Genomic DNA, 12,032 nt, shown 5'->3' on the forward strand with positions numbered 1-12,032 from the left:
CTGCGCCGGCTGCGCTTGCGACGCCGGCGGCGGCACCGTCGCGGCCGCCGGCGCGGCCGGCCGATCTTTCGAGCGCGCAACCGGTGCGCGAGGCGGCGCCGCGTCCGCCGGCCCCGGTCGCCAGCCAGCCGCGCACGGCGCAGTCGGCGACGACTTCGGTGCCCAAGGCGGCCCCGCTTCGCGACCCGATTGCCGACCTCATCAACGGTGGCGACCTTCGCCCGCCGGCCGACGTCAAGGGCGCGGCTTCCCGCTCCGCTGCCGCCCCGCGCCGATCGGCCGAGAACTGAGCCGGGCGGCGCCGGGCGATGGCGCGCCTGACCAGCGATTTCTGGGTCTCGGCCTACCTTCGGCAGGCCGCCTTCGATGGACACGTGGCGGTGCTGCGTCGGCGGGGCGCGCGGGAGGCCGGTGCGATTTTTGTCAAGCTCGATCGCCTCGACGGCACGGCCGCCCTCTATGGGCCGGCGCCGCAATCAATGGCCGAGGATGACGGCGAGCGTCGCTTCCAGCTCCTGATCGATGCCGATCCGCTCACGGTTGAGGATCGGGTCGACAAGGAGCTGCGCTTCGACAGCGATCTCTGGCTGGTCGAGATCGAGAACCGGACCGGCGATCCGCGCCTCAAGCTTGCCGAGAGCTAGCCCCTTCTCTCAGCCCCGCTCACGCTTCGAACCGATCCGGCCGAGAACGTCGGCGAGGCCGGGCTGAACGTCCGGGCGGGCCGCGCCGGGCCGGCTCGGCGTCCCGCTCGGGTCCATCGCCGGCTGGTGCTGGCCTTTGCGCTGCGGTGCGGACACCGGCTGCACGCCGGCAATCAGCATCGCCAGCCGAAGCGCGATCGATGGCTTGGCCAGGCGCATCAGCTCGACCAGCGCGAAGATCCGTTCGACCGAATGCGCCGTCTCGTCGCCGAGGCGGATCAGGAAGCGCGTTGCGTCTTCGACGCGCGCTCCGCTGGCAATAAGGCTCAGAGCCGCAAGATCGCGCGAGGCATCGCTCGCAATCGCAGCAGCGAGCGGCGCGTCGCCGCCGAGATGCCCGGCGACCGCGGCGAATGCACTCGCGCGGTCTTCGCCTGCAAGGACGAGCCAGTCGGCAAAGGTCGAGCTGGCGACCGCCGGCCGCCGCTCGCTCGGATGCAAGGCCTCGCGCGCCATCAGCGATTCGAGAATGGCGAGGCGGCGCACCGTGCCTGCGCGCAGGAACAGCGGTGCGAGTTCGAGATTGGACAGGTCTTCCCGTGCGAGAAGGCCGAGCTGATAGGACGGATCGATCCGCGAGCGCGCGACCAGCGTGTCGACGGCGGCGCGAGGCAGCGGCGCCTCCCGATTGCCGATAAGGGTAAGATCGATAGCGCGATCGGCTTCGGAAACCAGCAGCAGGACCGCGGTATTGGTGAGGTCCTGGCGGACAGCGAGCGCGCTACGCATCGCCGTATCGCCGGTCTCGGCGAGCCGTTCGAGCTCGACGGGCGAAAGCGGCATGCCGTGACGCAGCATTTCGATCAGAACCGCGCCGCCACGGGCGGCCAGCGCTGTCAGCACCGCGAGCGGAGCATGCCGCCAGCCTGCGAGCTTGCGCGCCAGGATCAGCGCGGTCGGCTCGTCGATGGTCGGAATCAGCATCGCCGCCATCTCGCTGAAGGCAGCCAGATCCTCCTGCGGCGGCTGTTGGGTCGACATCAGCAGGTCGGCCTTCACCCGCAGCGAGACCTGGCTGAGACCGAGGTCGCCGTCGCGGGCGAGGCGGGCAAGATCGGCGAGTTCCTGGGAAATACGGGCAGGCATGCTTGGCTCGGCTGCGAATCCGACGGGTTCGCTCAGATTATCCCCGAGGCATTAAGGCCACGTTAACCATGCTGGAGCCTGATGGCTTTGAGGGCCTGCGACAAAGGGTGCGGCCTTACGCACCAGGACGGCTCTCGCGATTGCAACTCGGGCGCTGGATAGGAGGCGCTGCATGACCGTCATCATCCCCTTCGCGCTCTATCGCTATCCGCAGGCGCGGTCCTGCCCGTTTCCGCGACGCGTGGCGGAAATCCTGTTCTTCACCGGCGTGCGCTACGAGCGGCCTGCCGAGACCTCTCCGCTTAAGGCCAAGCCTTCCTCGGCAAAGGCGCGGCCCGCGCGGCGCCCGCGCAAGGCGGCAAGCAAGATGGATCACAGGCAGCCCGCGTGAGACGACGTCTATCCGATCAAGCGCTGCCGGCCGGACCGCCGTCCCCGGCCATTGCCGCACTGGCGCTGTCTTCCGCGCTTGTCCTCACCGCTTGCACAGCGACCGACGGCGATCTCGGTCGCCCGCGTCCGACGGTCTGGTCGCAGCTCATCGCGCCGGAGAGCGGGTTCTTCGCCGCGGCGTCGCGAGGCGAGGCAGCGTCCTATTTCCGCCTGACCGATGACGAGGAGCAACTGCGCGATCGCGCCTGGCGCTTCGTCATGCCCGCCAGCCCGCACAGCGTCTTCCAGGGCGAGATATCGAATTTCGCGCATAGCCGCATCCTGCCGGTCGCGGCGCAGTCGAACGACGTTTCGGACTACTTCCGCGGGCTGACTTCGGTGTCCTTCGCCTCGCAGGCCTCGCGCTATAACCGCCTCGCGGAAGACGCGAATGCCGACCGCCTGCTGATCGGCCCGTTTCGGGCCAACGCGATGCGCGTCGTCTCCATGGACCGGGTCCGCATGCGGGCTGCCGAGGGATCGCCGGATGTCGCTCCGGGCAAGATCGAGCCGGCCATGGCGCGCGTGATCGAGAACGAGGGGCTGATCTACTGGGTCTGCGAGCGCCTGGATTTCCGGATCAGAAGCTATCGTTACGCCCTGACCAATCTCGTCGTGGAGATGCCTTCGCGGGAGGCAGTCCGGGCGGAACGTGCGATCATGGCGCTGGCGGCCGAGTCCGCGCCGCTCTGCCAGATGCCGCTCAACGGCACTTTCGGTGAGGGCAAGCGGCCCGTGGTCTACAAGGGCTAGTTTTCCGGCCGGGGTTCGCTCAGTTCGCCATCCCGCATTCGACCCCGGTCGCGAGCGCCTCGGCGTCGGCCTTGTCAGAGGGCAGCCGAACGAGAACGCGCACCGCGATCAGCCCCTGATCGGTATCGGAGACGATACGCAGCTCCCGGCTGGTTTCGCCCTCCTCGTCGGCCGCGATGCGCTCGTCGCGCTGGGCTTCCGTCATGACCAGGAATTCGAGCACGCCGCGGATCGCCGCCCGGTCGGTGATCGCGTAGATCACGCCGCCGCCCTGGCGGTGCAGGGTCAGGCCGAGCGGCAGAAAGCCGGTCCTGGCGACGACGCGCATCGGCCCGCTGGAGAGGTCATAGCTGCAGATCGCCGTGACGACATCGGGATCGGCTTCGCGCAGTGCCGGCAGCCCGCGTGCATCGCCGGGCGCCGGGATGAGTTCGGCACGGCCATTGGTGCCGAGTTCACGATAGGCGTGCGCGGCATCGTGCAAGGACAGCGAGGGCAAGGCCAGGATGGTGACGATATGCACGATGGCGGCAAGGATCAGCCCGGCCAACGTGGTCATGACAAGGCGCACGGCGCCGCTGCGCAGCCGGGCTCTCCAAATTGCGGCTGATGGAGCGGGGGGCGTCGCCACGTCGTGTCCGATCGCGCTCATCGGCAGTCGAGGCGTGCGATGCGGGGCAGGTTAGTGGCCCGCGTCTCGCCGGTCTGGCTGGAGATCGGAGTATCGTAGAGGCGTAAGCGGAACTGGAAGCGCCCGCTCGCCGGCAGGGGAAGCCAGTTGCCTGCGACCGGCGTTGCCGCGGCCGCGATCGACAATTGTCCGTCCTCGGGACGGACAATTTCGGAATCCGTGAAGCTCGTGCGTTCCAGCGGCAGTCGGAAGGGCAGCCCGTCGATATCGGTGACGCCGAGCGTCCAGCCGCGCGTCGTCGGCGTGGCGCCGGAGATCTGGTAGCGGCAGCGCCCGTCGAGCAGCTGTCCGTCGTCGTCGCGCTCGGCGATGAGCTCTAGTCCTTCGCCCGAGCCCAGCGGCAGATGGACGCCGCGGGCGAGATAGGCGCGCATATAGGGGTCGATGTCGCGTCCGCCGCTGCGTGGCCAAGCCATCCACGCCCCGACCTCGACCTTGCCGAGAGCGGGCCGGCCGGCCACGGCCCAATGCGCGGAGCCGAGGCCGAGTCCGGCTCCGAGCGCAAGGATATAGGCGAGATCGAGAATCCGCACGCTTGCCTTCCGCTGGCGTGATGCCCCTCGCGCGAATTGACCCGTGTGAATCCGGCTCGTCAACCTTCTGCGCCTAGCGCAGCCGCGTGTCGGCCCCGGAGACCTCGCGGATGCCGACCTGCACCGGCTTGCCCGCCACGCGCGATCGCTCGATCGTCTTGAACAGCGAGCCGACGGCCGACAGCACCTCGAAGGATTGCCGCGGCATGTGCCCGGCGCCGGGCCCCGGCTGCTGGCCGGCATCCGGCGCGGCTGCTGCCTTGGCGACGACCAGAGCCTTGGGATCGGTGGTGGGCACGCCCGGAATCGGCTTCAGTTCGAGACCCTGATGGGCGAACTGCATGATCTCCTTGAACGTCATCGCCGGCAGCGAGCCGCCGGTCATGTTGGCGGTCTCGGCCGAGTTGTCGTTGCCGAACCATACGGCCGCGACGAGGTTGCCGGAGTAGCCGACATACCAGGCGTCCTTATAGCCGTTGGTGGTGCCGGTCTTGCCGGCCGTCACCACGCCATCCAGCGCCGCGCGGCGGCCGGTGCCTTCGGTCGGCACTTTCGAGAGCATAAAGTTCATGTCCTGCGCCACCTGCGCGCTCAGCACCTGTTTGGGCGGTGGCTCATCCCGGTCGTGGCGGTAGATCACCTCGCCCTGCGAGTTGGCGATCTCGATGGCGGCATAGGGCTTCGCCCGTTTGCCGCCATTGGCGAAGACGGCATAGCCCGCCGCCTGGTCGATGACGGTGACCTCGGCCGCGCCGATCGGCAGCGAGACCGTGTCGGTCAATGGCGTGGTCAGGCCCATGGCGTGGGCGGTCTCGACGATCTTCTTGCGGCCGATGGCGGCGGCGCGCGCTTCATGGGTCTCGCCGGTGGCGCGGCCGATGGCGATCGACATCTGCACGGGGATGGTATTGATCGATTTCGCCAGCGCGACGGTCAGCGGTATCGACCCGGCATAGGAGCGGCCGTAATTGTTCGGGCACCAGTTGCCGATGCAGACCGGTCGGTCGACGACCATGGTCGTCGGCTTGTAGAGCCCAGTCGAGAGCGCTGCTGCGTAGACATAGGCCTTGAAGGAGGAGCCGGGCTGCCGCTGGCTCGCGGTCGCCCGGTTGAACTGGCTCGCGCCGTAGTCCCGGCCGCCGACGATGGCGCGCACCGCCCCGTCAGGGTCCATGACGACGGTCGCGGCCTGCTTGACGCGATAGGCCGGGCCATGCTGGCGCAGAACCGTCTCGATCGCTTCGTCCGCGCGTGCCTGGATCGCGGAATCATGCGGCGTCTTCACCAGCAGAACGCGGTCGGGCCCGAGCTTGCCCTCGCTCACCAGTTCCTTCACCGCGTCGAAGGCCCAGTCGAGATAGTAGTCGGGGCTGGAATCGCGCTTGCGATCGACCGGCGTCGCCGGATTGCGCTTGGCGCTGTCGACCTGGCCGGCGGTCATGAATCCGGCATCGACCATGGCATTGAGCACGTCGTTGGCGCGCGCGCGGGCGGCCGGCAGATTGACATGCGGCGCATATTTCGTCGGCGCCTTGAACAGGCCGGCCAGCATCGCCGCCTCGGCCAGCGAAACATCCTTCACCGACTTGCCGAAATAGTATTCGGCTGCCGCCGCGGCGCCGAAGGTGCCCCCGCCCATATAGGCGCGGTCGAGATAGAGCTTGAGGATCTCGTTCTTGCTTAGCCGGGCCTCCAGCCACAGCGCCAGGAAGGCTTCCTTGATCTTGCGGTCGAGCGAACGCTCGTTGTTGAGGAAGAGGTTCTTGGCGAGCTGCTGGGTCAATGACGAGCCGCCCTGGACCACGCCCGAAGCCCGGGTGTTGACCAGCAACGCCCGGAAAGTGCCGATCACGTCGATGCCGAAATGGTCGTAGAAGCGGCGGTCCTCGGTCGCCAGCACGGCCTTGAGCAGATGGTCGGGCATCTCCTCCAGCTTGAGGGAATCGTCGTGACGCGCCCCGCGATGGCCGATCGGCTGGCCGTAGCGGTCGAGGAAGGTGACGGCGAGGACCTGGTTCCTCAGGGCTTCCTCATTGCCGATGCGAAAGGCGGGCAGGGCGAGCATCAGCAGGATGAGCGCGCCGACGATGCCGACGTTCAGCCCTTCGCTGGCGAACTCGGCCGCGACGCGCTTGAAGCCGGTGACGGTCAGGCGGTCGGCCTGGCTGCGGATGCGCTCGTAGATGTCTCCGGCGCGGCGGCCGGCGCCCCACAGGCTGGCATCGAGCCATGAATCGGCAGCGAGCGCATAGCGCTTCAGCCGCGTCTTCCAGCCCGCCTTCCTGAACTCCATGGCCGTTCCAGGCTTCCCGAATGGCCCCCGGCACAGTCCTGCCGCGCGATGATCGCCTTGGCAACAGCATTGCGCCCGAGAATGGACACATAGTTACGCGCCATCTCCAGATAAGGGACGGGCGCAAAGAATCCTGTCCCGTGAGCAGGAAGCGAGCCAGTGCCGTTGTCCCATCCTGATACGGGAGCTGCCGCCGACGCGGCGCTCTTCCATCTTGGCGCGCGGCGGCGCATAAGCCCGCCATGACGCTGAAGCAGCCGAAAGACGAGCCGTTCTGGCGCACCACCTCGCTCGAGGCGATGTCGGTGGAGCAGTGGGAATCGCTCTGCGACGGCTGCGGCCGCTGCTGCCTCGTCAAGCTGGAGGACGAAGACACCGGCCGGATTTTCGCGACCGACGTCGGCTGCCGGCTGTTCGACGCCGGAACCTGCCGCTGCAAGGACTATCCGAACCGCTCGCTCAAGGTGCCGGACTGCGTGACGCTGACCCCGCACGACGTGCGTACGCTCCCTTGGCTGCCGCCGACCTGTGCCTATCGCCTCGTTGCCGAAGGCAAGGATCTGCCCTGGTGGCATCCTCTCGTTTCGGGCGATCACGAAACGGTGGTGGCGGCGGGCGTATCCGTCCGCGGCCGCGTCTTCGCCTCGGAGGACGAGGTCCCGGAAGAGGAGGTCGCCGAGCGCATCGTCAATTGGCCGCTGCGCTGGCCGCGCGCTGCGCGCGGCAAGGCGAAGTGAAGCATCGGCGTTTGTGCGCTGCCGGGCATTTTATTGCACCTGCTCATTGATTGTTCAGGTGCTTTTGGGCATGACCGCCCCGTCCCGCCGCCGGGGCCGCCAGGGCACCGACGGCATGCACACGAAACTTTCGCATCGCCGCGGCGTTGCTGCGTCCGGCTGCAAACCAAGAGGTTGAAGTGATGGCTGGTGGGAAGTGGGTCTACACCTTCGGCGACGGCAAGGCCGAAGGCGAGGCCGGGATGAAGAACCTGCTCGGCGGCAAGGGCGCTAACCTCGCCGAGATGAGCAATCTGGGCCTGCCGGTTCCCCCTGGCTTTACCATCACCACCGAGGTCTGCACCTCGTATTATGACAACGGCAAGAGCTTCCCGGCCGATCTCGACGGGCAGGTCAAGGCCGCGCTCGACGGCATGGCCAAGCTCACCGGCAAGACCTTCGGCGATCCCGCCAACCCGCTGCTCGTCTCCGTCCGCTCCGGCGCGCGCGCCTCGATGCCGGGCATGATGGACACTGTCCTCAATCTCGGCCTCAACGACGAGACGGTCGAGGCGGTTGCGAAGGCCGCCAATGACGAGCGCTTCGCCTGGGACAGCTATCGCCGCTTCATCACCATGTATTCCAACGTCGTGCTCGATATCGACCACGGCCTCTTCGAGGAAGCGCTGGAGGACTACAAGGAGCGCAAGGGCCTGCACCTCGACACCGACCTTAAGGCCGCCGATTGGAAGGTGCTGGTCGGCAAGTACAAGGACATCGTGAAGAAGGCGCTCGGTGCCGACTTCCCGCAGGACCCGCAGAAGCAGCTCTGGGGCGCTGTCGGCGCCGTCTTCTCCTCCTGGATGAACGCCCGCGCCATCAAGTATCGCGAGCTCAACAGCATCCCTGCCTCATGGGGCACGGCGGTCAACGTCCAGTCGATGGTGTTCGGCAATATGGGCGACACCTCCGCGACCGGCGTCGCCTTCACCCGCAACCCCTCGACCGGCGAGAACGCGCTCTATGGCGAGTTCCTGATCAATGCCCAGGGCGAGGACGTCGTCGCCGGCATCCGCACGCCACAGGACATCACCGAGGTGGCGAAGAAGGAGGCGGGCTCCGACAAGCCTTCGATGGAGAAGGAGATGCCGGAGGCCTATGCGGAGCTCGTCCGCATCTACGGCATCCTTGAGAAGCACTATCGCGACATGCAGGACATGGAGTTCACCATCCAGGAGGGCAAGCTCTGGATGCTGCAGACCCGCTCCGGCAAGCGCACCGCCAAGGCGGCGCTGAGGATCGCGGTCGAACTGGCTACCGAGGGGCTGATCACGCAGGAGGAGGCGGTCGGCCGTGTCGAGCCTTCTGCCCTCGACCAGCTCCTGCACCCGACCATCGACCCCAAGGCCGAGCGCCGCGTGCTGACCACCGGCCTGCCGGCCTCGCCCGGCGCTGCCGCGGGCGAAATCGTCTTCAACTCGGACGACGCTGAAGCCGCCAAGAAGGCCGGCCGCAAGGTCATCCTCGTGCGCGTCGAGACGAGCCCTGAGGACATCCACGGCATGCACGCCGCCGAAGGCATCCTGACCACGCGCGGGGGCATGACCTCGCATGCGGCGGTCGTGGCGCGCGGCATGGGCAAGCCCTGCGTCTCCGGCGCCGGCCAGATCCGCGTCGACTACGCCAAGGGCACGCTTTCGATCGGCCCGACCACGCTGAAGGCCGGTGATTTCCTCACCATCGACGGCGGCAACGGCCAGGTGCTGCTCGGCGAGGTCAAGATGCAGAAGCCGGAGCTCTCCGGCGAGTTCGCGACGCTGATGGGCTGGGCCGACAAGGTCCGCCGCCTCAAGGTCCGCGCCAATGCCGAGACGCCGGAAGACGCCAAGACGGCCCGCGAGTTCGGCGCCGAGGGCATCGGGCTCTGCCGCACCGAGCACATGTTCTTCGACGAGAACCGCATCCAGGCCGTCCGCGAGATGATCCTCGCCCAGGACGACAAGGGCCGGCGCGCCGCGCTCGCCAAGCTCCTGCCGGTGCAGCGCCAGGACTTCGTCCAGCTCTTCACCATCATGAGCGGGTTGCCGGTCACGATCCGCCTGCTCGACCCGCCGCTGCACGAATTCCTGCCGCATGGCGAGAAGGAGATCGCCGAGGTCGCCGCGGCGCTCGGCGTCAGCTCCGATGCGTTGCGGCAGCGTGCCGCCGAACTGCACGAGTTCAACCCGATGCTCGGCTTCCGCGGCTGCCGTCTGGCGGTGGCTTTCCCCGAAATCGCCGAGATGCAGGCCCGTGCCATCTTCGAGGCGGCCGTCATCGCCGCCAAGGAAACCGGCAAGCCGGTGATCCCGGAGGTGATGGTTCCGCTCGTCATGGGCAAGCCCGAGCTCGATCTGGTCAAGGGCCGCATCGACGCCATGGCCAAGGCCGTGATCGAGGAGAGCGGCACCAGGATCGACTATCAGGTCGGCACCATGATCGAGCTGCCGCGTGCCGCGCTGCGCGCCGCCGAGATCGCTGAGAGCGCCGAGTTCTTCTCGTTCGGCACCAACGACCTGACGCAGACGACGCTTGGCATCAGCCGCGACGACGCCTCCTCCTTCCTTGGCTCCTACACCGCCAAGGGGCTGCTCGACGCCGATCCCTTCGTCACCATCGACCAGGACGGCGTCGGGGAGTTGGTGAAGCTCGCCGCCGAGCGCGGCCGCAAGACCCGCTCCGACATCAAGCTCGGCATCTGCGGCGAGCATGGCGGCGACCCGGCCTCGATCGGCTTCTGCGAGAGCGTCGGCCTCGACTATGTCTCCTGTTCGCCCTTCCGCGTGCCGATCGCACGGCTGGCGGCCGCGCAGGCGGCGCTGGGCGCGATCAAGCCGAAGGATGGTTGAGACGGGAGGCGCGGGATACAAGCCGTCATGCTCGCCCTGGTGGCGAGCATCCACGTCTTGAACACCGCATTGCCCAAAGCAAGACGTGGATGGTCGGGACAAGCCCGACCATGACGAGGTGGCCGTGTCCTTGAACCTCACCACTATCGGCTTCGATGCCGACGACACGCTCTGGCAGAACGAGCAATTCTTCCGGATGACGGAGGATCGCTTCGTCGCGCTGCTCGGCGAGCATGGCGAGGCGGCCGAGATTTCCGGCCGCCTGCTCGAAGCCGAGAAGCGCAACCTTCGCTTCTACGGTTTCGGCATCAAGGGCTTCGTGCTCTCGATGATCGAGACTGCGATCGATATCACCGGGGGGAAGGTCCCTGGCGCTGTGATCGGCGAGATCCTCGCCGCTGGCCGCGAGATGGCAGCCCATCCGGTCGAGACCCTGCCTCATGTCCAAGAGACCCTTCAGGCCCTGTCCGGCGACTACCGGCTCGTGCTCATCACCAAGGGCGATCTCTTCGACCAGGAGCGCAAGCTCGCCCAGTCCGGCCTCGGCGATTTCTTCCATGCGGTCGAGATCGTCAGCGACAAGAAGGCCGCCACCTACGACCGCATCTTCACCCGTCACGGCGACGGAGCGGGGCGGGCGATGATGGTCGGCAATTCGCTCAAGTCGGATATCCTGCCGGCACTGGAAGCGGGCTCATGGGCGGTACATGTCCCGCATGAGCTGACCTGGGTGCTGGAGCATGCCGAAGAGCCCGTCGGTCACGGGCGCTATCATGCACTACCGGACCTTGGCCCTCTGCGGGGCCTTGTCGAGAAACTGTTTCGCTAGCGTTTCGCAGCCCGGCGGTGCCAGGGGTCAGTCGACCCAAAGGCCATGTCTGCGATGCCATTCCTCGATCGATTCCTCCGGATAGTCTTCGAAGCTCTGGTCATTCGCAGCGATATCCGGGTCGACCCAACCGGCCTTGAAGCGCAGCATGATATGGGTCTTTTCGGGAGCGCGCGGCAGATGGCTGTCGATCGCCGAGGCGAAGGGATGCAGCAGATCCGGCCAGCGCGGATCGAACAGCCACAGCGCCGTCCCGCAGCCCGTACAGAAGCGGCGCTGCGCTTGCGAGCGCTCGCAAATACCGTCATCGCCTCTGATTTCCGCGCTGAAGCTGCCGATCGCGTCTTCGCCCTCGACCTTCAGCGTCTGGGCTATGGCCGACAGGTTGATCGCGAAGCCGCCTCCGCCGGCAGTCTTGCGGCAGATCGAGCAATAGCAGAGCTGATACGGGACGGGTGCATGGCTCTCGACGGAGAAGTGCACCGCTCCGCAGCGGCATGAGCCCTTCAGCTTAATCGGCATGATGCAGCCTCCATTCGCCAGTCAAACACCGGCTTGGGCCGAGTGTTCCGAGATGTCTGCTGCCGGCTTACTGGACCCTTCTTGCATTCCATGCTAGGGAGCACGATGTAAGACGAGATGCGGCCGGGTTCTGGCCACCCCTCCGTTCGGCTGCTTGTCCGGTCGGCGGTTACGAATCAGATCCACCACACATCGCTACAAGGCCATGGCGAGGCGTCCGCGCGTCCCGTCGTGTCATCACGATAGACGCGGATCTGAAACGTAAGGACTACCCCCATGAACAAGGGCACCGTGAAGTGGTTCAACACCACCAAGGGCTACGGCTTCATTACGCCTGAGAACGGCGGCCAGGACGTTTTCGTCCACATCAGCGCTGTCGAGCGCGCCGGCCTGCGCGAGCTGCGCGACGGCCAGGTCGTCTCCTTCGAGCTCGTTGCCGATCGCAAGACCGGCAAGACTTCGGCCGGCAACCTCGTCGTCGCCTGAGCCAGACCAACGCCGGGACGGCATCGCGCCGCCCGGCTTACGACAAGCCTGCCGGCGCTGTGGCTAGCGGTTCGCCGGCGGGTTCGACTATCAGTATCA

At 67.1% G+C, this 12,032-nt stretch carries 12 protein-coding genes and 1 pseudogene; 8 read left to right on the plus strand and 5 right to left on the minus strand.

Annotation, left to right across the window (positions count from 1 at the left end; genetic code table 11):
• A pseudogene (locus AC1DEZ_RS13445) lies at positions 1-290 on the plus strand (hypothetical protein); the annotation flags it as partial.
• A gap of 18 nt (positions 291-308) precedes the next feature.
• Positions 309-644: a DUF1491 family protein gene (locus tag AC1DEZ_RS13450; protein ID WP_441510991.1), complete on the plus strand. Its 336-nt coding sequence runs from the start codon at positions 309-311 to the stop codon at positions 642-644.
• Positions 645-653: 9 nt separating this feature from the next.
• Here AC1DEZ_RS13450 and AC1DEZ_RS13455 read toward each other — a convergent pair whose 3' ends face one another.
• Entirely contained in the window at positions 654-1,790 is a 1,137-nt protein-coding gene (locus AC1DEZ_RS13455; RefSeq protein WP_441510992.1) for a DUF2336 domain-containing protein, read from the minus strand.
• Positions 1,791-1,962: 172 nt separating this feature from the next.
• On the opposite strand from AC1DEZ_RS13455, the gene AC1DEZ_RS13460 reads away from it, so the two are divergent.
• Together AC1DEZ_RS13460 and AC1DEZ_RS13465 are read left to right on the plus strand one after the other, a co-directional pair.
• Positions 1,963-2,181 carry a hypothetical protein gene (locus tag AC1DEZ_RS13460; protein WP_441510993.1) on the plus strand — a complete coding sequence of 73 codons (219 nt, stop codon included), beginning with the start codon at positions 1,963-1,965 and terminating at the stop codon, positions 2,179-2,181.
• Positions 2,178-2,975 (plus strand): hypothetical protein, encoded by a 798-nt coding sequence (locus AC1DEZ_RS13465; protein WP_476779813.1) that lies wholly within the window; start codon positions 2,178-2,180, stop codon positions 2,973-2,975. Before AC1DEZ_RS13460 ends, AC1DEZ_RS13465 begins: the two co-directional genes overlap by 4 nt.
• A gap of 19 nt (positions 2,976-2,994) precedes the next feature.
• Here the strand turns inward: AC1DEZ_RS13465 and AC1DEZ_RS13470 are convergent, their stop codons facing one another.
• From AC1DEZ_RS13470 to AC1DEZ_RS13480, 3 genes are all read right to left on the minus strand, one after another.
• Positions 2,995-3,534 (minus strand): DUF1254 domain-containing protein, encoded by a 540-nt coding sequence (locus AC1DEZ_RS13470; RefSeq protein WP_441510995.1) that lies wholly within the window; start codon positions 3,532-3,534, stop codon positions 2,995-2,997.
• Positions 3,535-3,623: 89 nt separating this feature from the next.
• Positions 3,624-4,199 (minus strand): DUF1214 domain-containing protein, encoded by a 576-nt coding sequence (locus AC1DEZ_RS13475; RefSeq protein ID WP_441510996.1) that lies wholly within the window; start codon positions 4,197-4,199, stop codon positions 3,624-3,626.
• Positions 4,200-4,272: 73 nt separating this feature from the next.
• Positions 4,273-6,492, minus strand: coding sequence for a transglycosylase domain-containing protein (locus AC1DEZ_RS13480; protein WP_441510997.1), 2,220 nt, complete (start codon positions 6,490-6,492; stop codon positions 4,273-4,275).
• A 242-nt stretch (positions 6,493-6,734) separates the two neighbouring features.
• Here AC1DEZ_RS13480 and AC1DEZ_RS13485 point away from each other — a divergent pair, with 242 nt between their 5' ends.
• The 3 genes from AC1DEZ_RS13485 (at position 6,735) to AC1DEZ_RS13495 (ending at position 10,925) form a co-directional block, all read left to right on the plus strand.
• Positions 6,735-7,229, plus strand: coding sequence for a YcgN family cysteine cluster protein (locus tag AC1DEZ_RS13485; RefSeq protein WP_441510998.1), 495 nt, complete (start codon positions 6,735-6,737; stop codon positions 7,227-7,229).
• A gap of 182 nt (positions 7,230-7,411) precedes the next feature.
• A complete protein-coding gene (ppdK, locus tag AC1DEZ_RS13490; protein WP_441510999.1) occupies positions 7,412-10,096 on the plus strand; it encodes a pyruvate, phosphate dikinase in 2,685 nt (894 codons plus the stop codon).
• Positions 10,097-10,214: 118 nt separating this feature from the next.
• Positions 10,215-10,925, plus strand: a complete 711-nt coding sequence (locus tag AC1DEZ_RS13495) for an HAD family hydrolase (RefSeq protein WP_441511191.1) — start codon at positions 10,215-10,217, stop codon at positions 10,923-10,925.
• Positions 10,926-10,952: 27 nt separating this feature from the next.
• On the opposite strand, the gene AC1DEZ_RS13500 is transcribed toward AC1DEZ_RS13495, so the two are convergent.
• Positions 10,953-11,447: a GFA family protein gene (locus AC1DEZ_RS13500; RefSeq protein ID WP_441511000.1), complete on the minus strand. Its 495-nt coding sequence runs from the start codon at positions 11,445-11,447 to the stop codon at positions 10,953-10,955.
• Positions 11,448-11,723: 276 nt separating this feature from the next.
• Here AC1DEZ_RS13500 and AC1DEZ_RS13505 point away from each other — a divergent pair, with 276 nt between their 5' ends.
• Positions 11,724-11,933, plus strand: a complete 210-nt coding sequence (locus tag AC1DEZ_RS13505) for a cold-shock protein (RefSeq protein ID WP_441468752.1) — start codon at positions 11,724-11,726, stop codon at positions 11,931-11,933.
• Positions 11,934-12,032 lie beyond the last annotated feature (99 nt).

It is taken from the genome of Allobosea sp. 10L422 (assembly GCF_056395345.1).